Consider the following 23950-nt stretch of genomic DNA (forward strand, 5'->3'; position numbering starts at 1 on the left):
TGATTCTATGGATAAGTCTAAATCGGGTCATATTAAGAGGGGGCAAGCCATTTCTTTTCGCGTCCCTTCTGATACACCTGACCATTTATTAAAGCATCTGCAAAAGCTAAAGGAAACAGAAAGAAGAAATTTCTCAAGCAAAATTGCTGATTTTGTCCTGCAAGGAGTCGGGAAATCTTATTCAAGGGAAAGGGAAACGATCACAATTCCCCTCCCCCATAGATTAAATAAATCCCAGCGGGATTGGTTAAAGCATGAACATTCAGAGGCTTTGCTTGGCAATATTATTTATCAGCTGTTAACTGACCCCATTCGATCTGTTTCATTACTAGCTTCATTAAATAGTAACTCTTTAGATATAAATGAGGCATTGTATCTTCAAGAAGAGACAGCAATAAACGATCAGGAAGCTGCAGCTTCCTATGTTGACAGCCAATCAAAATTTATTGAAGAGACAGCTTCAGACTCGGATATAGACATAGTGAATGATGATTTAGATACATTTGATTGGGATAACGCAAAACATTCTCAGCCTCCTATTGCAGATGAAGAAAATGACGAAACAGAACATGATTTAGATGACCTGCTGGGCGATTTTCTTGCTAAAATGAATAAGTAGAATAAAAGAATATTTCTTATCTTGTGGAGCTTACAAAAATAGCCATTCATTTATCTTCAAGAATGGATCACATGATAGGGTATATTAAAAAGCCGGAGAGAATAGGCCAAGCTCTCCGGCTTTAATTTTTTTAGGTTATTGAACTATATATTAACAAGTTTTTGATCGCTAGTTAGAATCAGCTGCAGTGCTTGCTCAAGTGTTCTTTTTTCCTCATTGTTTAATGGAACCAATGGCAATCGAACACCACCAGCATGTATTCCCCGCATATTTAAAGCTGCTTTTACCGGTGATGGGCTAGGGGCTGAAAATAATGCTTTCATAATCGGGAGAAGGCTGAGATGGGTTGATGCCGCACGTTGGACATCCCCGTTTTTAAACTGATTGATCATTTCTTGCATTTCGTTTCCGATAATGTGTGAAGAAACAGAAACAATTCCTGCTCCGCCAATTGCTAGAACTGGTAATGTTAATCCATCATCACCACAGTATAGCGTAAAGTCATCTTCTGTATTGCTAATGATTTGTGCCATGGCATCTAAGTCGCCGCTCGCTTCTTTTACAGCTACAATATTTTCAATCTCTGATAGTCTAACAATTGTCTCTACTGATATGTTCACTACGCTTCGGCCTGGAATATTGTAAAGCATGATAGGTAAGGTTGTTGATTCGGAAATCGCTTTAAAGTGCTGGAATAATCCCTCTTGAGACGGCTTGTTATAATATGGAGCTACGAGCATAATTCCATCAACGCAAGCTTCCTCTGCTTGCTTTGTTAAGCTGATTGATGCTCTAGTATTATTTGATCCTGTTCCTGCAATAACTGGTACTCTTCCATTGGCAGCCTCTACAACAAATTTGAATAATTCAACTTTCTCTTCCACCGTTAGGGTTGGAGACTCCCCAGTTGTCCCTGCCACAACCAATCCATCTGAACCATTTTCAATTAAATAATCCACTAAATTCCGAGTAGCTTGAAAATCAATCTCCCCATTTTGATCGAATGGGGTAACCATGGCTGTTAAAACTTGGCCAAAATTCATTACTTCACACCCTTTTTTAAATTTTTTAAAAATAGAGGTGATAGGGCCGCTCGAAACGGAACGCAAAAAGCAGCAACGAGGGATTCGCTGCTGCAGTAGAAACAATATCATAACAATAATCGTTTCCTGTGCGATAGCCCTCCATATAGTTTCCTATATGACAGTTCTGCATTTATTCAACACAGACCCAGCTTTAAGAACATGAGATTCTAAAAAAGCTTCGGCAAATTCCCCTTTCCATAATCATCCTAGGACCTCATTATCCTCCGGTTATGTACTGATGGTTTTTGCACCTCTATCCTCACTTCAAATGATCTTGAAATAAGAAAGTATTTAATTGTATACAATATAACTGAAAATTCATTTGATTACAAGGGAAAATCCTATATTTGCACTTCACATAAGAGAGCATGCGTATTGTCTTCTGAGTCCTTAAAGAAGGTCATCCACGTTTCTGTATCACCTATTTTGGCAACAACATGTGGTTCATCGATGAAGCTAACTCCCTTATCGATAAGATCCTCATAAGCTTTTTTAATATTTTCAACTTGAAAATAAATAACGGAGCTTGAGTGAGCAAATTCCTCTTTTTCAGGCAGGCTTAGAAGCAGTCTAAGCCCATTGCACTCAAAGAATGCCATACTGTCTGTACTGAAAAGAAGCGGGAGACCCAGCTGATTTTTATAAAAACTAATAGCTTTTTCTAAGTCTTTAACGGGTACGCCAATTTGTCCGACCTTTTGAATGGTGTTCGTTCTCATTGTCATCTCTCCCAATATATAATAAATACTAAATTTTCTGATATGTAGATTATACATAATTATGGAAAATAATACGATAAAGACTAGTAGTTTTGTTCTTTTTTTGCTTTATTAAATTGACCTCTATTCTTCTAGGCTTTAATATTTTGAAAAGAAAAGAAGTACCCAAAACGTAAAGATGAAAGGAAATTGAAAATGCAAACTATGAATCCTCAAGCTTGGATCTCGAAGCTAGGGCTGACTCCTCATCCTGAGGGCGGTTATTATAAACGGACGTATGAAGCTGAAGGGAAAACAGAGCTAGGAAAAGGAAAGGAACGAAAGCTCTATACGAGTATTTATTTTCTGTTGCGATCTGAGGACATCTCCCATTTCCATCGATTGAAGTCAGATGAACTCTGGTATTTTCATGGGGGGAGTCCTTTAACGATTCATGTTATTGATGAACAAGGGGAATATAAGGAATATAAATTAGGATTAAATTTGGATAATGGAGAAGTCCCTCAAGCATTAATTTCGAAAAATACAATTTTTGGTTCATCCGTCCAGGAATTAGATTCATTTTCCTTAGTTGGCTGCATGGTATCACCTGGCTTTGATTTTGAAGACTTTGAATTGTTTACTCAGAAGCAGCTGCTCAAGCAATACCCTCAGCATGAGGAAATAATTATGAAAATGGCTTACGAAATATATGATGAAAAATAGATTGTTAATAAGGCAGGGAATTTCCTTTTTCTTTTTGTTCAATGTACTAAAATATTAAAATAGTCAGATTTTAATATTGTAAAGTAGTAGAGCAACCGTTAAGATGTAATAAAGAAAAGGGGATACATATGGATAAAAAGGTTGCTAGAAAAGTGTTAATCGCTAGTCTAATCGGAAGCTCAATAGAGTGGTTTGATTATTTTTTATACGGAACGGTTGCTGCTCTTGTATTTAATCAAATGTTCTTCCATAGTGAAGATCCAACAGTTGGTCTTATGTTAGCTTATGCTTCTTTTGCTCTGGCCTTTTTCATTCGCCCGCTTGGCGGGGTGATATTTAGTCATATCGGGGATCGTATTGGAAGGAAAAAAACACTAGTCCTAACCCTATCTCTTATGGGGGGATCAACTGTACTAATGGGTTTTCTGCCGACCTATGAAGCAATTGGTGTAGCTGCTCCCATACTTCTTATTCTCTTACGTTTAATTCAAGGAATTGGACTTGGAGGCGAATGGGGAGGCGCTCTTCTGCTTGCAGTAGAATATGCTCCGAAAGACAAACGAGGGTTCTTCGGAAGTATACCGCAGATGGGTGTAACCATTGGGATGCTGCTTGGAACTTTAGCGCTTTCGATCATGACGTTGTTACCTGAAGATACATTTATGACATGGGGCTGGCGTGTTCCTTTTATATTAAGTGCTCTGCTTGTTATTTTCGGCTTATGGATTCGTAAAGGGATCGATGAAACACCATCCTTTAAAAAGGCTCAAGAAAAAGGGGAAATTACAAAAATTCCATTTTTGGAGACGATGCGCACACACTGGAAGGAAGTTTTGATTGCGGTAGGAGCAAAAGTGGTGGAAACGGCGCCATTCTATATCTTTGGAACGTTTATCGTCTCCTATGCGACGACACAGCTTGGCTTCTCACGCGCTACGACGTTAAGTGCTGTTACAATTGCTACGATTGTGACAACAATCTTAATCCCAGTGATGGGGAGTCTCTCTGATAAAATAGGCCGTAAAAAGCTTTATGTTGGTGGAACCATTCTAATGATGCTCTATGCTTTCCCATACTTCTGGTTGCTTCACCAAGGTTCTGCTGCTTTGCTAATTCTTGCAACAGTACTTGGACTAGGCATCATTTGGGCGCCGATTACAGCTGTATTAGGAACAATGTTTTCCGAAATCTTTAAATCAAATGTCCGCTATACAGGTATTTCCCTTGGCTATCAAATTGGAGCCGCATTAGCTGGCGGTACAGCACCGCTTGTAGCAACAGCACTGCTTGCAGCCTATGATAATTCTTACGTACCGGTCGCGCTATATATCATATTAGCTGCAGCTATTTCACTTATTGCAGTAGCAGCTGTCCGTGATCGCAAGAATGAGGAATTAGACTCGGAAGCTGCTTAATATTAGTGGAATCGCTAATGAAGCGGTTCCTTAATCTAGAAGGAAGGTAACGCGCTATGCTTATATTATCAGAAAAACAGATTCGCTCTTTATATAAGATGAAGGATGCGATTCATGATTTGGAACAGGCCTTATCCAACTACGTAGAGGGAAAAATTCTTAATCCGCACAGAACCGTACTTGAATTCCCTGAAAAAAGCGCATCTGCACTCTATATGCCAAGTGCAATGGAACCAATTGGGAAAACAGCGGTAAAGGTAGTGACCATTTTTCCGCATAATCCATCGTTAGGAAAGAAAACGACACAAGGAATGATTGTTTTAAGTGACACTAATAATGGAGATCACCTTGCTTGTATGAATGCTTCATATTTAACTAGGCTGCGCACTGGAGCAGCAAGTGGTATTGCAACGAAGTACCTTGCGAAGGAGACAGCCTCAACCGTTGCTGTGATCGGCTGCGGGGCAATGGCAGAGGAGCAGCTTCAGGCGGTGCTTGAGGTTCGTGACATTAAGACGATCATGCTATTTAACAGGACAAAAGATAAAGCCCATTCCTTTGCTAAAAGAATTGCATATTTAAGTCCAGAGTATGAAGGTGAAATCATCATCATGGATGAAGCGGATGAGGCAGTGTCTAGAGCTGAAATTGTCATCTGCAGCACGCGTTCCGAAACCCCTGTTTTTTCAGGGAAGGCATTGCAGCCGGGAACACATATTAACGGAGTAGGCTCCTATCTCCCGCATATGCAGGAAGTAGATGTCGAAACGCTTTTGAAATGCTCAAAAATTGTTACCGATACAATAGAAGGAGTGAAGGATGAAGCTGGTGACTTCATTATTCCTGCAAAGGCTGGGGAGTGGAGCTTTTCTGCCCTGCATGGTGAGCTTGGAGAATTGATAACTGGACAAATTACGAGCAGAGAAACAGAAGATGAAATCACATTTTTTAAATCAGTTGGTATAGCATATTTTGACCTTGCGGTTGCCGCTGCAGCTTATGAAAAAGCTATTCAAGCAGGTGTGGGGACTGAAGTAGACATTTAATAGAATAAGGAGCATAAGAAGATAAAGTTTTATCTTTTTACGCCTTACTGCAGAAAATAGAAAAGGACAGGGGTTGCCTGTCCTTTTTAACACTTTAAGAAAGTATAAATTGCCAACGCAGAAGATGATTCGACATAGTTGCCAATTTTAGGAATTAAGTACGACGGACGGGACAAGGAATGCTTCGATAGCGATTATCATCGCACGAAGGAAAAGCGATAGCTTTTACGAGGATGTCCTAGTCGGGCGAATGCCACAGGATAAGGAAAGCTTCGTCAGAGATACATCGCACGACCAAAAGAGAAGCTTTTGGGAGGACGTGGCATGTATGAGCGCGATAAGTGCAACTACGCCTCTGTCTTCGCCTTTCCAAGGCTCGCCAGTCGGCGAATTTTCTTTAAGTAATATTATTGAACGCCCTTCATAAAACGTTGAATTTTTGGAGCTAATGTGAAAAGGATGATGGAGAGCACAATAGACGCTCCGCCAATGATTCCAAAGTACATTATTTCTGTTTCAGGCGTATAGAATTTAACAAGTTGTGCATTGATAGCCTGTGCAGCAGCATTTGATAAGAACCATAAGCTCATAGTCTGCGCTGAGAATGCTGCAGGTGCTAGTTTAGTTGTAGCTGATAATCCAACAGGGGACAAGCATAATTCACCTAGAACAACAATGAAATAGCTAAGAACAAGCCATAGTGGACTTACTAATGCATCAGCACCGCCGAAGTATGCTGGTAAAAGAATGACTAGGAATGATAAACCAGCAAACAATAGACCTAATGAAAACTTTTGTGGAACAGATGGCTGGCGTTTCCCTAATTTCACCCATAACCATGCGAACATAGGAGCAAAAATGATAATAAAAAATGAGTTTAGTGATTGGAACCAAGCAGGTGAAATTTCAATGCCTGCAAATTCTAATTGTGTACGTGTATCCGCATAGCTGGCAAGGATGGTTGCACCTTGCTCTTGAATCACCCAGAACATAACTGCTGCAATGAACAGAGGGATATAAGCGATAATTCTTGAACGCTCCACAGCTGTTGTTTTTGGACTGCGGTACATGACAATAAAGTAAGCAGTTGGGATTAATATACCTAAAATTCCGACAAGCGCTATAAAGCTATCAAATGTTAAATAACCAGTAGGAATGGCAATACCAATGAGGATAGCAAGAACAACTACAGCTGCTCCAAATATTGTATATACTTTTTTCTTCTCAGCAGGTGACAGTGGATTGTGGACAATTGTTCCGGCAAGGCCGAGGTTTTTTTTCTTTGTAAAAACAAAAATTAAAAGTCCAAAAAACATTCCGACTGCAGCAATACCAAAGCCTAAGTGGAAGCTATAATCCATCACACTTCCGACAATTAACGGAGAGAGGAATCCTCCAAGATTAATTCCCATGTAGAAAATACTGAATCCGGCATCGCGTCTGTTATCTTCTTCGCTATATATTTCACCAACAACACTTGAAACATTTGGTTTCAATAATCCCGTACCAAGCACAATCAATACCATAGAAATAAAGAATAGTGTGACATTTCCGGGAATAGCTAAGCAAATATGACCAAGCATGATTAAGATTCCGCCATAGAAAACAGCTTTCGACGTTCCGAAAACCCGGTCAGCAAACCAGCCGCCAATGATTCCAGACATGTATACTAATGATCCATAGATGGACATAATCGAAAGGGCAGTAGTCTTATCAAGCCCTAAACCGCCTTGAGAGACTTCATAGTACATATAGAAAACAAGGATTGCCCTCATTCCATAATAAGAGAATCGTTCCCAGAACTCTGTGAAGAATAATGTAAATAGGCCTTTAGGATGACCGAAGAAGCCTTTTTGGGGAACGCTTTCAACAATTTTTTGCTTATCAAAGTTTGCCATGAAAAAACCTCCTTATGTTATACTATAATACTTTTGATTGTTTTTAATTGTCAAAAACAAAATTTGCAAAAAAAAAAATAATCCTGCATAAACATTGATAATACTAGTTATTTTGTGATTGATCAAGATAAAAGTAAATTTTTTTAAAATAATAAATCTATTTAGATAAAATGGAATTTTTGCACAATGATCTCTTTTAAAATACCAACAAAAATAAAAAACTTCCAGTGAAAGAAGTTTTTATTGTTATTTATTTGGACTCATCAGCTATTTATTGAAGACTTTTCAATTCTTTTGCCAATTTTGAACTTCTAAGTTCTTTTTGACGAATTAAATTCTTAATTTCATCAATGTTTTGATAGGAAAGTCGAATGTGGTAGTAGTTGATATATTCAATTATTGCGAAAAAGTAAAGGAATACAAACCAATAAAACTCAAGCGGAAATACTATTAATTGATATATTATTACGATTATTCCTATTACTATTAAGGAAAGGTTAATTCTCTTAAACAATGCAAAAATTCGCAGTGGATGATAAGGTAAATGAGAGAAATCTTTTCGTTGGGCTTGTTTCCACTTAAGAAACCAATAATAACTACCTTGAAGCAAGATAAATTCTAATAAAACAAATGCATATAAAGACGAAAATGAAGTTAAGTAGGGTTCTGCCCATTCAAAAAGCTTTAGATATATAATCCACACCAGTGCAAAAATAACAGTAGCAGATAATTCACCTATAAATAAACTTAATAACTTTTTCTTTACTTTTTTTTGCATCTAATCCCCCATTTTATTATAAATTATACATTCTTAATGACTGATAAGTTTCATTAATTGGAAATAAATAACTATCTACTATCATATTTCTTAATGAAGTATTATCACTTCTTTGCTCAACAATATCGAATAAATTGAAACCAACTTAAATAATGGTTGAGGTATTTTGTAGCCACACCATTAAACACAGACTTATTCGTAATTAATCCCGCGAAATTTGAAGAACCTCCACGTTTGCGAGGCTTACGCCCTTCAATGTTTCTTTTACCTTTTTAAGAGTACACAAAAATATGTTTCTTCTATCTCCACAATCTCTGAAAATGTGTCGAAATTCATTTGTTGTAGAGCAGACAATACTTTATGTCTCCAATAAAATAAGGTAACGTAATGAAAGTCCCCCATTAGGTCTGCTGATTTACGAAGGAAGTAGCCCTCTTAACATACATTTTATGACAGGATAATATATGAAAGCGATAAGGAAATGACCAATAATTTTTCAAAGGACAAAGAGCAGATTGTGGTTTCCCTAAGAGTCACATTTCAATTTGAAGTAATAGTCTGAAAACGCTTTCCCGCCATTCTCCAAATGATATATAATATTCTAAAAAGGGGGAGAGAAAATGAAAGAAAAGATCCAGAATGCAGTTCAAGATTATTATCCAGATGATTTTGCATGGTGCTATGGGTGTGGGCGCTTAAATGAGAGTGGTCATCATTTCAGAACAGGATGGCTTGGGGAACAGACAGTAACCATTTATACACCGAAACAGGAGCATACTGCAATTCCGGGTTTTGTCTACGGCGGCTTAATTGCCTCACTCATTGATTGTCATGGGACAGGATCAGCAGCATTAGCCTTACACCGCAAAAATGGACATGAGATTGGGGATGGGACAGAGCCAGCGCGGTTTGTGACAGCTTCATTAAAAGTAGACTTTGTTAAACCAACTCCACTCGGTGTGCCGTTAAAAGCGGTCGGAACGGTTCAAGAAATTCATCCTAAAAAGTGGAAGGTGGACGTCGAGGTATTTGTGAACGACGACGTTTACGCACGCGGTGAGGTTGTTGCAGTCGTGATGCCAAGTACATTTGCGAAAAAGGATTAATGAGCTACATACTTGGGAAAAAGCAGGCTAATCCCTGCTTTTTTTGGTTGAATTTTGTTTTTTAACATACTAAGTATGTTTTCGATTAAATATCTGCTAATAAGATCGCATAAAGAAAGCTCGCTGATTGGCGAGCCTTGGAAAGGCGAAGACAGAGGCGTAGTTGCACTTTTCGCGCTCATACATGCCACGTCCTCCCAAAAGCTTCTCTTTTGGCCTGGCGATGTCTCTTTTACGAAGCTTTCCTTGTCCTGCGGCATTCGCAAAAAGGACTGGGCGAACACCAAGTTATTCTATTGAACATTTATGAAGTTGGGAAATGGATTTCGATGCGAGTTCCGCTAGGAGAACTCGCAATTTTAATTTTCCCTTGATGCTCTTCAATTATATTTTTGCAAATCATTAATCCTAAGCCAGTCCCTTTTTCCTTTGTTGTAAAAAAAGGTTCTCCAACGCGATTTAATAAATGCTCTGGAATCCCTGAACCTTGATCCACAATTCGAATTAGAATGGACGAGGCAGACTGTTGAAGCACATCAATATGGATCATGCCACCTCGAGGCATCGCTTCGATTGAATTCTTTAGGAAATTTATAAATACTTGCTTTAATTGATTTTCATCACATTTAATAAGTGGAATGCTAGGTTCAATATTTTTAATGATTTGGATGTTGTTCAAATTTGTTTGGGATTCCAATAATGTGAGGACATGATTTAAGATTACTTCTATGTTTTTGAATTCAAATTTCGCTTCTTGCGGTTTGGCAAGTAATAACAATTCATTCAGAATGACTTCAATTCGATTAATTTCAGAGCCAATCACATCGAAGTACAATTTATTTTCCATTACATCCTTCTCCATCATTTGAAAAAAACCTTTGATGGCAGTTAAAGGATTTCTCACTTCATGTGCAATCCCTGCAGCTAATTGCCCAGCAATCGTTAGTTTTTCTGAATTGATCATAAGCTCCTGAGCTTTCTTGCTCACGCTAATATCTCTAATGTTTACATGTACGGCAGGCTCATCCTGGAAAGTGGTTGGAATTGCTTTTAGTTCAACGTTGATAATCTTTCCATCCAAACGTATAAACCTTTTTTCAAAAGGGCCTACCGATTCCCTGCAAAAATCTCTTTTTTTAAACGCATTGTGATCCTTATTATGTATGAAATCAAAAATGGTTCTTCCGATTATGTCTTTTTTACTGCTCAGACCAAGAAGTTCAACACCTGTCTTATTAATAAAAACACATATTTCATTTTTTAGAATAACGACTCCATCTGGGGATTCTTCAACTAAACGATGATACCTTTCTTCACTTTCTCGCAGTTTTTCCACAGTAAGTAACTGAGCGGAAATATCTTGAATTTGACTTATATAGAAAAGAGGTTGTTCGTGCTCATCCCTTACTAACGAAACATTCATAATTGTCCAGATTTCATGGTTGTCTTTATGGATATAACGTCTTTCCATTTGATATGATTTTCTTTTTCCTGCAGTCAATTCTTGAATAATAAGTTTATCAATAGCTAAATCGTCTGGATGAAAAAGATCTTTAATCGATAAATGCAATAGCTCTTCCGCTGAATAGCCGAAACTAGTACATAAAGACTGATTTACTTTTAATAGTTTTCCATTAAGTGCTATTATCGCCATTCCGATTCCGGCGTTTTCAAAAGCATGGATGAATAATTGTGGATTCTCAACATTAATCTTATCCAACATTCAAATTTACCTCTCATCAATGTGATCGTGAATACTTATTATGCCTACTGATTAAATGTGAAAAAGTATGAAGAGCCTTAGCTATATAATAGCATTTTTCAACTAATTATTGACAGAAAAAACAAAAAAATCTATTGATAAGACTTGGCGAACGCTTTTCTAATCGATCCATGTTTACTAAGATCCCAAGTGTTTCTGTTCACAACCCTATTAGGCAATGGCTGTGTTAAAGCTAAATGTTGTTAATGCTATTTTGCTGCTTATTGGAGCGGAGGGCACGAGACTCTAGCGGGAGAAGCGAGTCAAAGGGAGACCCCACAGGAGCGATAGCGACGAGGAGGCTCCCGGACCGCTCGCGATCGCTTTAGTGCCTGCAGTGGAAATCAACAAGAAAGTTTAACATAGAAATGATAAAATAGAGGAAACAATTTTGTAAGGTGATAACATGGCTCAAGGGAAAACAAATGCAATGCGTATTCTTGACGCAAAAAAAGTGAAATACGAATTAATGACTTATGATAATAAAGATGGGAAAATTGATGGCGTTTCAGTTGCGCAAAAAATCAATAAAGATCCGAAGGCAGTTTTTAAAACACTTGTTGCTCATGGAACGAGCACGCAATTATTTGTGTTCATAATTCCTGTCGAAGAAGAACTCGATTTAAAGAAGGCAGCAAAAGCGGCAGGCGAAAAGAAGATTGAAATGATTCCGGTCAAGGACATCCAGAAGTATACGGGATATATCCGCGGCGGCTGCTCACCAATCGGCATGAAAAAGCAATATCCGAGTTTTATTGCTGCACAAGCCTCTGAGCTAGAGGGGATAATTGTTAGTGGCGGTAAAATAGGCGTTCAAATTGAAATAGCTACTGAAGATCTGATTCAAGTCATACAAGCCAAATTAGAAGATGTTTGTAAATATTTGTAAGGTGATGGAGTGCAAAATCGAAAAGATTTTTGCGCTTCTTTTTTTGCTAAAAGGAAAGCTTAAGTTTATTAACGTACTAAAGTAAAGTGTGTGTTCAATTTAATATCTGCTAATAAGATCGCATACAAAAACTAAGACATTCGCCAAAAAGGACTTGGCGAACGCCAAGTTTTTCTAATGAAAATGAACACGATAACGAAAGAAAAATGCATGAGCAAAAAAAAGATTAATAGTATGGAAGCAATGAGCAAAAGATAGGCTTTCACCCATCAATGCTTTTTTGCATATGGTAAGGATGAAAACAAATTAGGCAATTGAACGGGAAGGGACGTGTAGTAGTGGCTGGAAAAATATTGAATTACTTTGGCGGAGGAAATACAGCACGTGGTTTTTACAGCTTATTCGAGTCTAACCTGCAAGGACTCGAACGGTTATTCATTTTAAAGGGCGGTCCTGGAACGGGAAAATCATCGCTAATGAAATCAATCGGCTCAGAATGGGCAGATAAAGGATACGATCTTGAGTACATTCATTGTTCTTCAGATAATAACTCGATAGACGGGGTAATCATTCCTGTGCTTAAGGTAGGGATTGTAGATGGAACAGCTCCTCATGTCATTGAACCGAAGGCACCTGGAGCGATAGAAGAATATGTTAATCTCGGTGAAGCTTGGGATTCAAAAGCGTTAGCAGAGAGAAAAGGAGAAATTGAGAATCTTACCGAGCAGGTTAGTCAAACCTTTGAAACTGCTTATAATAAATTGAGTGAAGCACTAAAAATACATGACAAATGGGAAAACATATACTTTGACAATATGGATTTTGCAAAAGCCGATCAGCTGACGAACCAGCTTATTCAATCTTTTTTCGGTAATATGTGTTTAAATAAGCAATCGAATGTGAAGCACCGTTTTTTAGGAGCAGCAACACCAAAGGGTGCAGTGGACTTTGTTCCGAATCTTACAGAGGGGCTTCCGAAACGGTATTTTATTAAAGGCCGTGCGGGCACTGGAAAGTCTACTATGCTAAAGAAATTAGCTGCTGAGGCGGAGAAACGAGGCTTTGATATTGAAATATATCATTGTGGATTTGATCCTCATAGTCTAGATATGTTAATTCTTCGTGAGCTTGGTTTTGCGATCTTTGATAGCACGAGTCCTCATGAGTATTTTCCAGACCGAGCGGGAGATGAAATTATTGATATGTATGATATTTTAGTCTCGCCTGGTACAGATGGGATTTTTGCTGAACAAATAAAGGAAGTTAGCCAGCAATATAAAGGAAAAATGAAAGAATCTATTTCTTATTTAGCTCATGCTAAAACGCTGCGGGATGAATTAGAAGCTATTTATATTCATGCAATGGATTTTTCGATCGTTGACAGTTTGAGAAATAGCATTCGCTCGGAAATTTTACAAAAAACTGAAGTATATAAGTGAATTAATACATGTTCTTGTCTATAAGGAATGTATAAGTTTATTCACGCATTAAAGTGAAATGTCCATTAGGTTTCTTTTCTGTTAAAAGATAAAAACAAAGGTATTCGTCAAGTTTTCTAATAAGTCATTCGAAGCCAAAGCAGCTTGAAGCTGCACCTCTGACAGTACCCAGAAACGAAGTATATGTCAAACACCATTGTAGGCGATTTGCATACATTAAAAGGAAGGTATAAAGAGAGGAGGTAAAGACCTATGGATTTTGGAAACTATCCTTATGATGAAGAAGTGTCTACATCTGATGAAAGAATGCTTCCAGGAGGAATGCCAGGCTGGATGCCAGGTGGAATGCCAGGAGGAATGCCGGGCGGAATGCCAGGAGGAATGCCAGGCGGAATGCCGGGCGGAATGCCAGGCGGAATGCCAGGCGGAATGCCGGGAGGAATGCCGGGAGGAATGCCAGGCGGAATGCCGGGAGGAATGCCGGGAGGGATGCCGGGAGGAATGCCAGGCGGAATGCCGGGAGGAATGCCAGGCGGAATGCCGGGAGGAATGCCAGGCGGAATGCCAGGGGGGATGCCAGGCGGAATGCCGGGAGGAATGCCAGGCGGAATGCCAGGGGGGATGCCAGGCGGAATGCCAGGCTGGATGCCGGGAGGAATGCCAGGCGGAATGCCAGGAGGGATGCCAGGCTGGATGCCAGGCTGGATGCCAGGCGGAATGCCAGGCGGAATGCCAGGAGGAATGCCAGGAAGAATACCAGGGGGAATGCCAGGGGGAATGCCAGGAGGGATGCCAGGGGGAATGCCAGGAGGGATGCCAGGAGGGATGCCAGGGGGAATGCCAGGAGGGATGCCAGGGGGAATGCCAGGAGGGATGCCAGGGGGAATGCCAGGGGGAATGCCAGGAGGGATGCCAGGGGGAATGCCGGGAGGAATGCCAGGCGGAGCTCCAGGAGGCAATCCAGGTGGATTCCCAACTGGGCAGCAGCAAGGAGGACCGCCAAGCGCACCTCCACCAGCCTTCACACCACAAATGCAGCAGATTACTGCTTTTGCTGTAGATCCAGGTGCTATACGTGGCTGCTTGTACCGTTTTACTTACCTCTGGCTTGAAAGTGGCCGCAACTTCTGGTTTTATCCAACATTTGTTGGAAGAAACTCTGTTGCCGGGTGGCGCTGGAGAAGGAATCGCTGGGTATACTACGGGACAGACCTGAGCAGTATCCACTCCTTCCGATGCTTCTAGTTATTTTCGTTGTCAGACTTCACATAGCGAAAAGACGGGATCACATGAGCCCGTCTTTCCATTTTAGAATATTATATGTGCCGCTAAAACAATCACGGGCAATGTAATAAGGGTTCTTTCTAAAAAGATAATGAATAGATCCTTTAGTGAAACAGGGATTTTTGACCCGAGTAAAAGGCCACCAACCTCTGACATGTAAATTAATTGCGTCACCGATACACTTGCAATAACAAAGCGAGTCATATCGCTTTCAATTGATGCACCGATAACAGACGGAAGAAACATATCAGCAAACCCAACTACTAATGTTTCAGAAGCAGCTTTTGCTTCGGGAACCTGCATAATTTCGAGCAACGGAATGAATGGCAACCCTAAAACTTTGAAAACAGGTGTGTATTCAGCAATCACTAATGCAAGTGTACCTAGCGCCATCACGATCGGTGCCACACCCATCCACATATCTAAAATATTCTTTGCACCTTGTTTAAAAAAGTTTCTCAAGCTTTGATTTGCTTTTGCTTTGTCTACAGCTTGGACAAGCCCCCAGCTTAATGAGGTATACCCTTTTGGAACTGACTCTTCCAACTTCTTCGTATTTCCGCGATAATACGTATCCGGCTTTCTTGATAGCGGCGGAATTCTTGGGCAGATAATCGCTGCTGCCAATCCAGCAATCGTAACCGTCACATAGAAAGGAACGAATAAATATTCTAAATTCACCTGTGAAATCACGACTAAGCTAAACGTTATCGAGACGACAGAAAAGGTTGTCCCAATAATTGCTGCTTCCTTCTTAGTGTAAAACCCATCCTCATACTGCTTACTTGTTAACAAAACGCCAATCGTCCCGTCTCCAAGCCAAGAAGCAGCACAGTCAATAGAAGATCTTCCTGGAAGCTTAAAAATAGGACGCATAATTTTTGTAAACAAAGTGCCAAAGAATTCTAATAGCCCAAAATCTAAAAGCAATGGCAAGAATAAACCGGCAAATAAAAAGACAGAAAAGAGAATGGGAAGGAGATCATTTAATAATAATCCTCCCGTATTTTCAGACCAAATAAATTCGGGTCCAATGTGAAAAAAGGTCATGACCGCAAAAATACCGCCTAATATTCTAGCAAAAACCCAAACTTTTGGGACATTAAATAAATTATTAAAAAAGTGGTTATTAACGATCAAAGCAGGCTGGAAAAACTTTGTTATTAAAGTACCTATTAATGTTAATACGATAATAATAACCATAATCCCCGGCAGGTAAGATGCGAAAACCTCTTGAATCCATCCTGAGAAAATGGCAATAGGAATCGTAATGTCACCTTGATATTTAATAGGAACCATGAATAAGCTAATTCCAATGAGGGAAGGAATAACAAATTTTAATATATCCTGCAGAGAAAATGTTCTTGCTGATTTGTTCAAATCTATCACCTATTTATGTTGTGTTATATTTATGAGTCAAAAGTAATTTTAATGCATAATTGAATAAATGCCAACTATTTTATCCTATCTTCCACTGCTTTCCTCTTTATTCATCCATTTTATGTTAAAATATCAAATAGTCAGAAAAATTAAAAAGCAGGTGTGTTTAAATGCATCAATATCGTATGTACTGGGCTTTTACAAGAAAAGCTTTCCTGCGCTCGGCTGTCTATCGATTCGATGTTTGGTCGAGATTAGGGTCTAATCTCATCTTCCTGCTTATGTGGGGCTCTATTTGGACTGCCCTTTATGCTGGAAGGGAAGAAGCAGGCGGCGTCAGCTTTGAAGCTATGCTGACCTATATCGTCGTCAGTCAATTTTTATCAGGGATTAATGGCGCGGGCACTCCTCTTTGGGAGATTCAAGAGAAGGTGAGAACAGGAGATATTGCTATTGAGCTAATGAGGCCCTTCAATGTTCCCCTGCGCTATTTATTTGCGGATTTTGGGAGTGTAGCATTTTATATCATCACGGCTCTTTTACCACTCTATATTGTTTTATTTATTTTCATGGATTTAACAGTTCCTGCTAGCTGGCTGACTTGGGTTTATTTTATCGCTGCAGCTTTTAATGGATTTTTAATTCGATATTGCATCGAAATGGCATTTGGACTGTTATCCTTCTTTTTAGTCGAAACAGGTGGGATTGAGGATATATTCTATTTTGCGATGTCACTTCTGTCTGGCTCTGTGATTCCACTTTGGTTCTTTCCTGATTGGCTGGAAAAAATCGCAGTCTACTTGCCATTTCAAGGAATCTATTACATACCAAATGCTATTTTCATTGGTGAAATTTTCGGCGGGGAAATCCTTTTCTCGATTGGCATACAGCTTTTCTGGGTCATCGCATGTTTTTTCCTCTTGAGATTTGTCTGGAATCGCGCCTCACATAAAGTCATCGTTCAAGGGGGATAGAATATGCCTATTCTAAAATATGTGGATCTCTATTTTAAGCTTGTTTCAGCAGGTATTAGAGCACAGTTTCAATATCGCTTTGCCTTTTTCATGCGAATTATCGGTTTGATTACGGCATATTCAGGTACGGCGATTACAATGTGGGTCATGCTATACCGCTTTCAGGAGCTCGGTTCATGGAGCTTTTTCGAGATGCTGTTCCTATTTGCCATAGCCATATTATCATGGGGTTTTTGTATTATTTTATTTTTCCATTTTCGTAGTTTAGATACGTATATCATTAATGGAACCTTTGACCGGTTTTTAGTCAGGCCGATCAATCCGTTTTTCCATTTTATGGCGATGAGGTTTGATGTCGCCTCGTTCGGTCAGTTTATTTTTAGTATTTTAATCTTTATCTGGGTCAGCTTTGAAATAAATATTGGCTGGACATTTGGTAAGGTCTTATTTTTATTCGCGTCTATTATTGGAGGCATCCTCATTCAAGGAGGACTGCTCGTTCTCATTTCGGCGCTTGCGTTTTGGACGACGAAATCAGAGCAGTTTTATTGGGTAGCGATGTACCCGGCAAGGAATTTAACGAACTATCCTTTAGTGATTTATCCAAAGATTGTTCAATGGTTTACTGCTTTTGTCGTACCATTTGGCTTCGTAAATTATTTTCCTGCCGCCGTTATTTTAGAAAAAGAAACACCGTTCTTTCCTGCCTATATCGGATATTTTTCCCCATTGGTAGGGTTGGTGTTTTTTATGATTGCCTACTGGATCTGGATGCTCGGATTAAGCCGATATAAAAGCACTGGTTCATAGATGAGGAGGATGACAATGCCGATTATCGAAGTAGAGAATTTAAGAAAAGACTTTATGATAGCCAAAAGAGAAACGGGCATGATGGGCGCATTAAGAAGCTTAGTGAAGCGGGAATATACAAAAAAAGAGGCAGTCAAGGACATTAGCTTTTCGATTGAGAAGGGGGAGATCATTGGTTATATTGGACCGAATGGTGCAGGTAAATCAACAACAATTAAAATGCTGACGGGGATATTAGTGCCAAGTGACGGAAAGGTTCTCGTAAACGGGATTGTCCCTTATGAAAATAGGCAGAAAAATGCCAAGAACATTGGGGTTGTGTTCGGACAAAGGACACAGCTGTGGTGGGATTTGCCAACAATTGAATCCTTCGAGCTTTTAAAGGAAATCTATCAAGTGTCTAATGAAAGGTATAAGAAAAATATGGATACCTTTACGGAAGTACTAGGCTTAAATGAATTTTTAAATACACCGGTTCGGCAATTATCTCTTGGCCAAAGGATGCGTGCTGATATTGCGGCATCTCTACTACATGACCCGCCTATTTTATTTTTAGATGAACCGACGATTGGTCTTGATGTTGTTGCGAAGGAGAAGATGAGAACCTTCATAAAGGAAATTAATCAGGATAGACAAATAACCGTTATTCTGACGACACATGATATGGAGGATATTGAAAAGCTCTGTGAACGGATGGTGCTCATTGATCATGGTACTAAAATGTATGATGGCGAAATAGCGTTAGTGAAGGAGAGGTTTGGGAAAACGCGAACCTTAATTGTTGATTTAGAAGAATCTAAACAAAGGCCTCCTCTTACTGGAGGAGAGATTTTTAAAGAAGAAGGCAGCCGCTTCTGGATCAAATTTAACCGTGATGAAGTGTCGGCTTCGGATCTGATTGCGCAAATTACAAAGACTCATAATATTAAAGATTTAACAGTAGAGGAGCCTGAAATCGAATCCATTATTAGCAAGATCTATCAAGAGGGGTTCCAGGACCTGCCTGATACGGTAAAAGTATAGGCTGCTTTTGTTATAGGCATATTTTGAAACTATTAAAGAGTAGGATTGACCGAATGTTTGTCCTTTTGTCTTTGGGGACATGAGTTAAAGTTAGTAGGTATTGCCCTATTCCCAAATAAGGCTTAAACCTTGTTTAGGGCCTATTAAAGCGAAAATTTGGGAGAGAGTAGTCAATAGACCATCAAAGTTGAAAATAAGAGAGAGGGTGGTCAAATAAAGCCTGAAATAGACCCTAAAAATAAAAAAAGTTAGAATAATAGTCTTTAACAGCACTTGCGAGCCAGTTAAATACCAAAAAGCCTGTGGAGCACACGATTGAAATGCGATTCAAAAGAAGGATCAACATTTTCCCGTATACCCCACAGGCAAGACAAATAATTTAGGCTTTATTTAAAAAAATGTAAGACCGAGCGAAATAATGACACCGGATACTACTAGTGTTAGGACACAATATCCCATAATATCCTTGGCTCTCAAACCTGCAATGGCTAAAGCTGGAAGAGCCCAGAATGGCTGAATTAAATTTGTCCATGCGTCTCCCCAAGCCACCGCCATGGCTGTTTTTGGAATAGAGACATTTAGCACCTGTGCTGTCTCAAGCATGATAGGTCCTTGTACAGCCCATTGGCCTCCTCCGGACGGAACAAAGATATTCACAATCCCAGCACTGATAAAAGCAAAGAATGGGAAAGTAACATCATTTGAAATCGATACGAAGGCTTCCGAAATAACAACTGCTAAACCTGAAGCAGTCATCATGCCCATAATTCCCGCATAGAAAGGGAACTGTATAATAATTCCGCTTGCTCCTTTTACTGCATTAAGGACAGCATCAAGGAAATGCTTTGGAGTTCCATGGAAAAGAATGCCTAAGAATAGGAATAAGAAATTAACAATATCAAGATTCAATTTAAATCCGTTAGTAGCAAAATAATAGAATAAGAATACTAGTCCGAAGATCCCAATTAATAAAGAAATAATACGGCTGTTTTCAAGTTTTTCAGCAGGCGTCATCGCCCCTTTTTCTAAAGTGGCTGCCTGAACATCATCTTGTAAAATTGCTGGATCAATCGTAATCGTTTCTTCCTTAGATGGCATCATCAATCTATTAACAAACGGAATAATTAAAAAAATACCTCCTACAATCACCATATTAAATACAGAAAAAATGGTTTGCTCCGTTGGGATGATTCCAATCATATCCTCTGTAAAATGGCCTTTCGTGGCAATCGTTAAAGGCACAGACCCTGATATCCCCCCATGCCAAACGACAAACCCTGAGTAAGCGCTGGCAATTAAAAGCCGGTAGTCTACATTTTTCACCTTTTTTGCTAATTCTTTTGCGAATAGGGCTCCAATAACAAGTCCGAATCCCCAGTTAATTAAGCTGGCAATGATGGAAACAACTGTGACAATAATAATAGCCTGGCCTGGCGATTTCGCAGTGCTTGCAAGAGCGCCTAACCCTTTTTTGAAAATCTGGCTGCTTGCTAGTACGTGCCCTGTAACTAATACGAGCACCATCTGCATGGAGAACGTAAGAAGCCCCCAGAAGCCAGAGCCCCAATGCTGAACCATTTGATATGGTCCGCTGTCAGTGAAAATAAGCCCTAATCCAAAAACGACAAAAGTTAAAATGATGACAAATATAAATGGATCAGGCAAGAACCGCTGCATGACGCGGTTAAAAAAAGAAACTAATGCTTTCAATGATATGAACCTCCTAAAAAATGAACTTTTTTCCACTATGTATTTTCTACAAAAAATAATAATATTCCTTCAATTCAGAATAAATAAATGAAAGCTTCTTCTTTTCTCGAATATGTTACTGGGCAAATGTCTAAAGGAGAGGATCTTGGATGTATCCTATATCCTCTTACTACAGTAAGAAAAAGAAATGTAGAAAAGTATCGATTTCTTTTCCCCTCAGCATCAAAATGTTCAACCAGGTTTTGAATATGTTATGAATCCAAGGCCTATTTCGAAAAATCTAGCTTATAAGGGATCTGGTAAATTAAAGGGGAGGTTTGTATAATTTCTGGCGTCGGCCAAACGGTTGCTTATTCGTTTGTAAAAGAAGGAGCGATGATGGTCATCGTGTATTTAAATGAACATCGTGATGCAGCCGAAACTGAACAGAGGATCAGGGAGCTTAGGGGTGAATCACTCTTTACCGTAATCGATTTAACGGATGAAGACGCCTCCTCATGAACACTCTAAGAGACCGCTTTTTCTTTTTTTTCAGCTTGAAGCGGTTCCATGAACTTTCTATGAAACCGCTTTTTCCCTCTTTCCAGCTTAATTCAGTCTCATGAACACTCTAAGAGACCTTTTTTAAGTGTCTCTTCTATTGAGTACATTTTATATAAAACTTCTAATCTTCCTACTTAATTAAATGAATGTTCAAACTGCTGTTCAGCAAGCTTTCGATAGAGGGAGTGGGTTTCTAGTAATTCAGAATGTGTCCCTGTCCCTGTAATGGTTCCAGCTTCAACAACGGCAATCTGATCTGCATCAACAATCGTTGATAAGCGGTGGGCGATAATTAAAGTCGTTCTGCCGTCCATGAGCTGTTGAAGAGCTCTTTGAACAAGATGCTCGGATGCACTATCAAGATTGGATGTGGCTTCATCAAGGAGAAGAATCTTTGGATTGCGGATAATGGCTCGTGCAATGGCAATTCTTTGCCTTTGTCCGCCTGAAAGCTTCATTCCTCTTTCTCCTACTTCTGTTTCATACCCATCCGGCAACCTTTCAATAAATTCTGCTGCATGGGCAAGCTTAGCGGCTTCCTCAATTTCTACATTAGATACCGTTCTTTCTATTCCATAAACGATATTGTCTTTTATGGTGCCTGACATAAGAGGACTTTCCTGTGACACATAGCCAATTTGGCTTCTCCATGAACGGAGGTTGAAATCTTTAATATTTGTTCCGCCAAGCAGGATCTCGCCGCTATCAGGCTCATAAAAGCGTTCAAGCAGGGCGAAAAGAGTTGTTTTTCCTCCTCCGCTTGGTCCTACGAAAGCGGTTGTTTTTCCAGCAGGAAGGGTCAAATTTATATTTTTGATAATGGGGTTTTCCTTGTAAGAGAATGAAAGATTTTGAAACGTTAGATTTTGAGCTGGGTCCTCCACAAGAAGTGTCTGTTCGGAAGGCTCATTATAAAGGCTTAGGATCCCTTGAATTCGTTCCGTTGCTCCAATTGCTTTTTGAAAAGCTGTAAAGAATGAAGCCATTTGCGTAAACGGAACAATGATTTGGAACATATAAATGATGATGGCGACAAGCGAGCCTGCTGTTAAATCACCAGAGGCAACGCGTACCCCTCCATAGCCAATTAGAATCACAAGGACAAGCATCATCACAAAGGTCATAAATGGAGAAATGATTGCTTGAATCTTCGCTTCTCTCAGCCCGAATTGGAATAGATGCTGTATTCCTTTTTCGCCACGGACTTTCTCTGCTTTTTCCGCATGGGAGGCTTTAACAAGTCGGATGTCTGTAAGAACACGACCAAGGTTACCGGAAAAATCAGCCATTTCATCCTGTGTAGCTTTTGATATTTTATACATTTTTTGTCCAAGCGGCATAATCAATCCGATCGAAATAGGTACAGAAATAATCATAATTAAGGTCATTTTCCAATCGATCATTAATAGAATGGCAACGGCTCCGATAATTGAAATGAGCCCTGTTAAAAATGTAATCATATGCTGTGTAATAAGGGTTTTTACAATATTTGTATCCTGTGTTACCCTGCTCATCGTTTCCCCTGATTGATGCTTGTCAAAAAAAGGAATGGGCAAGTGTAAAATTTGCTTCCATAGCCGTTTTCGAATAGAAGCAACAATCGACTCTCCGATGTATGTCATAAAGTAAAACGAGAAGCCGGAAGAAATCGTTTGGATGATAAAGGCAGATGCCAGCAAAATGATCAAGGAAGTTTCTAGTGCAGATGCTGCAAGCTGATCAACGAGATTTTTTGTAAAAAGCGGAACAATCAATCCTGCCCCAGTTTCAATAAGGCTTAGTATGATTGCTATAATAAAAATCCACTTTGGAGGATTTGCTTCTTTTAATAATTGCCAGAAGGATCTCCAGTTTGTACTGCTTTGGCTTTTCTTAGTCACTTTACTTACCATCGACAATCACACCCTTCTTTCTTAAATAAATGTCCATTGCCTTTGTCACCCATTCTTCCTCCTCAGGAGTAAATGGAGAATGAAAGAGGTTATGAGTATCTATTTGACTTTCTGATTCGTTCCCCATATCATAAAGCTCTTGGACTAGTTTAAAATCATCTCCAATAATTTCTTGCACAATCTCCATATAGCCTTTGATCACCTCCTGAACCTGATTACTTTCAGGATCGTGTCCATATAGATTTTTTAAGTCGGAGTAAATGGTAATTGCTTTTTTATTCAGCTCCAGCTGCTTTTCCTCTGGAATGTCATACATTGCGTCAACCTTTTTCTCCTCAATAAATCCTTTCAGCCATTTTTTATGCTCACTTTCCATTTGAATATTTAAAATAAGCGAGATAAAGATGGAGGAATCGACCTCCCCGTCATCGTCCATAATATGCAGGGCATGATCTAGAGCACGAATTACTTTTTCAATGTGCAGCTTTTTTTGCAGCATTTCTTTTCTCTGAAAGGATAAGGATTCCTTTAAATTCCAGTCGTTCATATGAATAAACTCCGTAATTTTCTCTAATGAATAGCCTAAATATTTTAGTGAGACAATTTTTTGTAATTTGATTAAATCATTATCTGAATAATATCTTCGTCCTGACTCTGTAATAAATGCAGGCTTCAAAATCCCGATTTCATCATAGTATCGAAGAGTTCTAATAGTCGTACTAGTCTTTTTTGAAAATTGTCCGATGGAATAGTTGGCTGCCATAGTTTTTGCCTCCCAATTTATTATCTATATTAATCATAAAACCTAACGTAACGAGAGATGCAAGCATAAACTTATTTAATCTCCAACAAATGTAAAAAAGACAATTTGGC

The 23950-nt window shown here is 39.2% G+C and carries 21 protein-coding genes, 1 pseudogene and 1 riboswitch; of the genes and pseudogenes, 12 read left to right on the forward strand and 10 right to left on the reverse strand.

The window, feature by feature from the left end:
- The first annotated feature begins 7 nt into the window (after nucleotides 1-7).
- Nucleotides 8-619 carry a hypothetical protein gene (locus KHA94_RS07160; protein WP_213101475.1) on the forward strand — a complete coding sequence of 204 codons (612 nt, stop codon included), beginning with the start codon at nucleotides 8-10 and terminating at the stop codon, nucleotides 617-619.
- 143 nt (nucleotides 620-762) lie between these two features.
- On the opposite strand, the gene dapA is transcribed toward KHA94_RS07160, so the two are convergent.
- Nucleotides 763-1662, reverse strand: coding sequence for a 4-hydroxy-tetrahydrodipicolinate synthase (dapA, locus tag KHA94_RS07165; RefSeq protein WP_213101476.1), 900 nt, complete (start codon nucleotides 1660-1662; stop codon nucleotides 763-765).
- Between the two features lie 126 nt (nucleotides 1663-1788).
- Nucleotides 1789-1968, reverse strand: a riboswitch (Lysine riboswitch).
- Nucleotides 1969-2045: 77 nt separating this feature from the next.
- Nucleotides 2046-2423 (reverse strand): VOC family protein, encoded by a 378-nt coding sequence (locus tag KHA94_RS07170; protein ID WP_213101477.1) that lies wholly within the window; start codon nucleotides 2421-2423, stop codon nucleotides 2046-2048.
- A gap of 195 nt (nucleotides 2424-2618) precedes the next feature.
- On the opposite strand from KHA94_RS07170, the gene KHA94_RS07175 reads away from it, so the two are divergent.
- The 3 genes from KHA94_RS07175 (at nucleotide 2619) to KHA94_RS07185 (ending at nucleotide 5589) form a co-directional block, all read left to right on the forward strand.
- Nucleotides 2619-3128, forward strand: a complete 510-nt coding sequence (locus KHA94_RS07175; RefSeq protein ID WP_213101478.1) for a cupin domain-containing protein — start codon at nucleotides 2619-2621, stop codon at nucleotides 3126-3128.
- 128 nt (nucleotides 3129-3256) lie between these two features.
- A complete protein-coding gene (locus KHA94_RS07180) occupies nucleotides 3257-4543 on the forward strand; it encodes an MFS transporter (RefSeq protein WP_213101479.1) in 1287 nt (428 codons plus the stop codon).
- 56 nt (nucleotides 4544-4599) lie between these two features.
- The gene (locus tag KHA94_RS07185; RefSeq protein WP_213101480.1) at nucleotides 4600-5589 is read left to right on the forward strand and encodes an ornithine cyclodeaminase family protein; all 990 of its coding nucleotides are present in this window, start codon (nucleotides 4600-4602) and stop codon (nucleotides 5587-5589) included.
- A 407-nt stretch (nucleotides 5590-5996) separates the two neighbouring features.
- On the opposite strand, the gene KHA94_RS07190 is transcribed toward KHA94_RS07185, so the two are convergent.
- From KHA94_RS07190 to KHA94_RS07200, 3 genes and pseudogenes are all read right to left on the reverse strand, one after another.
- On the reverse strand, nucleotides 5997-7487 hold the full coding sequence (locus KHA94_RS07190; RefSeq protein WP_213101481.1) for a peptide MFS transporter: 1491 nt from the start codon (nucleotides 7485-7487) through the stop codon (nucleotides 5997-5999).
- A gap of 271 nt (nucleotides 7488-7758) precedes the next feature.
- On the reverse strand, nucleotides 7759-8265 hold the full coding sequence (locus KHA94_RS07195; RefSeq protein WP_213101482.1) for a hypothetical protein: 507 nt from the start codon (nucleotides 8263-8265) through the stop codon (nucleotides 7759-7761).
- A gap of 16 nt (nucleotides 8266-8281) precedes the next feature.
- A pseudogene (locus KHA94_RS07200) lies at nucleotides 8282-8700 on the reverse strand (hypothetical protein); the annotation flags it as partial.
- 185 nt (nucleotides 8701-8885) lie between these two features.
- On the opposite strand from KHA94_RS07200, the gene KHA94_RS07205 reads away from it, so the two are divergent.
- Nucleotides 8886-9371 carry a PaaI family thioesterase gene (locus tag KHA94_RS07205; protein WP_213101483.1) on the forward strand — a complete coding sequence of 162 codons (486 nt, stop codon included), beginning with the start codon at nucleotides 8886-8888 and terminating at the stop codon, nucleotides 9369-9371.
- A 304-nt stretch (nucleotides 9372-9675) separates the two neighbouring features.
- Here the strand turns inward: KHA94_RS07205 and KHA94_RS07210 are convergent, their stop codons facing one another.
- On the reverse strand, nucleotides 9676-11094 hold the full coding sequence (locus KHA94_RS07210; RefSeq protein WP_213101484.1) for a PAS domain-containing sensor histidine kinase: 1419 nt from the start codon (nucleotides 11092-11094) through the stop codon (nucleotides 9676-9678).
- A 445-nt stretch (nucleotides 11095-11539) separates the two neighbouring features.
- Here KHA94_RS07210 and ybaK point away from each other — a divergent pair, with 445 nt between their 5' ends.
- From ybaK to KHA94_RS07225, 3 genes are all read left to right on the forward strand, one after another.
- A complete protein-coding gene (gene ybaK, locus KHA94_RS07215; RefSeq protein WP_213101485.1) occupies nucleotides 11540-12022 on the forward strand; it encodes a Cys-tRNA(Pro) deacylase in 483 nt (160 codons plus the stop codon).
- A 338-nt stretch (nucleotides 12023-12360) separates the two neighbouring features.
- The gene (locus tag KHA94_RS07220; RefSeq protein ID WP_213101486.1) at nucleotides 12361-13461 is read left to right on the forward strand and encodes a PRK06851 family protein; all 1101 of its coding nucleotides are present in this window, start codon (nucleotides 12361-12363) and stop codon (nucleotides 13459-13461) included.
- A gap of 252 nt (nucleotides 13462-13713) precedes the next feature.
- Nucleotides 13714-14706, forward strand: a complete 993-nt coding sequence (locus KHA94_RS07225; protein ID WP_249365395.1) for a hypothetical protein — start codon at nucleotides 13714-13716, stop codon at nucleotides 14704-14706.
- 63 nt (nucleotides 14707-14769) lie between these two features.
- On the opposite strand, the gene KHA94_RS07230 is transcribed toward KHA94_RS07225, so the two are convergent.
- Nucleotides 14770-16125 (reverse strand): YjiH family protein, encoded by a 1356-nt coding sequence (locus KHA94_RS07230; RefSeq protein ID WP_420828149.1) that lies wholly within the window; start codon nucleotides 16123-16125, stop codon nucleotides 14770-14772.
- Nucleotides 16126-16295: 170 nt separating this feature from the next.
- Here KHA94_RS07230 and KHA94_RS07235 point away from each other — a divergent pair, with 170 nt between their 5' ends.
- Genes KHA94_RS07235 through KHA94_RS07245 form a run of 3 tightly spaced genes read left to right on the forward strand, consistent with a single transcriptional unit; the run spans nucleotide 16296 to nucleotide 18932 of the window.
- The gene (locus KHA94_RS07235; protein WP_213101487.1) at nucleotides 16296-17099 is read left to right on the forward strand and encodes an ABC transporter permease; all 804 of its coding nucleotides are present in this window, start codon (nucleotides 16296-16298) and stop codon (nucleotides 17097-17099) included.
- A 3-nt stretch (nucleotides 17100-17102) separates the two neighbouring features.
- Entirely contained in the window at nucleotides 17103-17909 is an 807-nt protein-coding gene (locus KHA94_RS07240) for an ABC transporter permease (RefSeq protein ID WP_213101488.1), read from the forward strand.
- A gap of 15 nt (nucleotides 17910-17924) precedes the next feature.
- Nucleotides 17925-18932, forward strand: a complete 1008-nt coding sequence (locus KHA94_RS07245; protein WP_213101489.1) for an ABC transporter ATP-binding protein — start codon at nucleotides 17925-17927, stop codon at nucleotides 18930-18932.
- A gap of 390 nt (nucleotides 18933-19322) precedes the next feature.
- Here KHA94_RS07245 and KHA94_RS07250 read toward each other — a convergent pair whose 3' ends face one another.
- Nucleotides 19323-20642: a short-chain fatty acid transporter gene (locus KHA94_RS07250; RefSeq protein WP_213101490.1), complete on the reverse strand. Its 1320-nt coding sequence runs from the start codon at nucleotides 20640-20642 to the stop codon at nucleotides 19323-19325.
- Between the two features lie 375 nt (nucleotides 20643-21017).
- On the opposite strand from KHA94_RS07250, the gene KHA94_RS26245 reads away from it, so the two are divergent.
- Nucleotides 21018-21143, forward strand: a complete 126-nt coding sequence (locus tag KHA94_RS26245) for a hypothetical protein (protein WP_275950869.1) — start codon at nucleotides 21018-21020, stop codon at nucleotides 21141-21143.
- A gap of 176 nt (nucleotides 21144-21319) precedes the next feature.
- On the opposite strand, the gene KHA94_RS07255 is transcribed toward KHA94_RS26245, so the two are convergent.
- Nucleotides 21320-23077, reverse strand: a complete 1758-nt coding sequence (locus KHA94_RS07255) for an ABC transporter ATP-binding protein (protein ID WP_213101491.1) — start codon at nucleotides 23075-23077, stop codon at nucleotides 21320-21322.
- Nucleotides 23067-23840 carry a MerR family transcriptional regulator gene (locus tag KHA94_RS07260; protein WP_213101492.1) on the reverse strand — a complete coding sequence of 258 codons (774 nt, stop codon included), beginning with the start codon at nucleotides 23838-23840 and terminating at the stop codon, nucleotides 23067-23069. Before KHA94_RS07260 ends, KHA94_RS07255 begins: the two co-directional genes overlap by 11 nt.
- Nucleotides 23841-23950 lie beyond the last annotated feature (110 nt).

The sequence above is a fragment of the Cytobacillus citreus genome, from assembly GCF_018343665.1.
Classification (GTDB): Bacteria; Bacillota; Bacilli; order Bacillales; family Cytobacillaceae; genus Cytobacillus; species Cytobacillus citreus.

Coding starts and splice junctions, on each gene's coding strand:
- KHA94_RS07160 (WP_213101475.1), top strand. CDS start 8: ATGGATAAGTCTAAATCGGGTCATATTAAGAGGGGGCAAGCCATTTCT.
- dapA (WP_213101476.1), bottom strand. CDS start 1,662: ATGAATTTTGGCCAAGTTTTAACAGCCATGGTTACCCCATTCGATCAA.
- KHA94_RS07170 (WP_213101477.1), bottom strand. CDS start 2,423: ATGAGAACGAACACCATTCAAAAGGTCGGACAAATTGGCGTACCCGTT.
- KHA94_RS07175 (WP_213101478.1), top strand. CDS start 2,619: ATGCAAACTATGAATCCTCAAGCTTGGATCTCGAAGCTAGGGCTGACT.
- KHA94_RS07180 (WP_213101479.1), top strand. CDS start 3,257: ATGGATAAAAAGGTTGCTAGAAAAGTGTTAATCGCTAGTCTAATCGGA.
- KHA94_RS07185 (WP_213101480.1), top strand. CDS start 4,600: ATGCTTATATTATCAGAAAAACAGATTCGCTCTTTATATAAGATGAAG.
- KHA94_RS07190 (WP_213101481.1), bottom strand. CDS start 7,487: ATGGCAAACTTTGATAAGCAAAAAATTGTTGAAAGCGTTCCCCAAAAA.
- KHA94_RS07195 (WP_213101482.1), bottom strand. CDS start 8,265: ATGCAAAAAAAAGTAAAGAAAAAGTTATTAAGTTTATTTATAGGTGAA.
- KHA94_RS07205 (WP_213101483.1), top strand. CDS start 8,886: ATGAAAGAAAAGATCCAGAATGCAGTTCAAGATTATTATCCAGATGAT.
- KHA94_RS07210 (WP_213101484.1), bottom strand. CDS start 11,094: ATGTTGGATAAGATTAATGTTGAGAATCCACAATTATTCATCCATGCT.
- ybaK (WP_213101485.1), top strand. CDS start 11,540: ATGGCTCAAGGGAAAACAAATGCAATGCGTATTCTTGACGCAAAAAAA.
- KHA94_RS07225 (WP_249365395.1), top strand. CDS start 13,714: ATGGATTTTGGAAACTATCCTTATGATGAAGAAGTGTCTACATCTGAT.
- KHA94_RS07235 (WP_213101487.1), top strand. CDS start 16,296: ATGCATCAATATCGTATGTACTGGGCTTTTACAAGAAAAGCTTTCCTG.
- KHA94_RS07240 (WP_213101488.1), top strand. CDS start 17,103: ATGCCTATTCTAAAATATGTGGATCTCTATTTTAAGCTTGTTTCAGCA.
- KHA94_RS07245 (WP_213101489.1), top strand. CDS start 17,925: ATGCCGATTATCGAAGTAGAGAATTTAAGAAAAGACTTTATGATAGCC.
- KHA94_RS26245 (WP_275950869.1), top strand. CDS start 21,018: ATGATGGTCATCGTGTATTTAAATGAACATCGTGATGCAGCCGAAACT.
- KHA94_RS07255 (WP_213101491.1), bottom strand. CDS start 23,077: ATGGTAAGTAAAGTGACTAAGAAAAGCCAAAGCAGTACAAACTGGAGA.
- KHA94_RS07260 (WP_213101492.1), bottom strand. CDS start 23,840: ATGGCAGCCAACTATTCCATCGGACAATTTTCAAAAAAGACTAGTACG.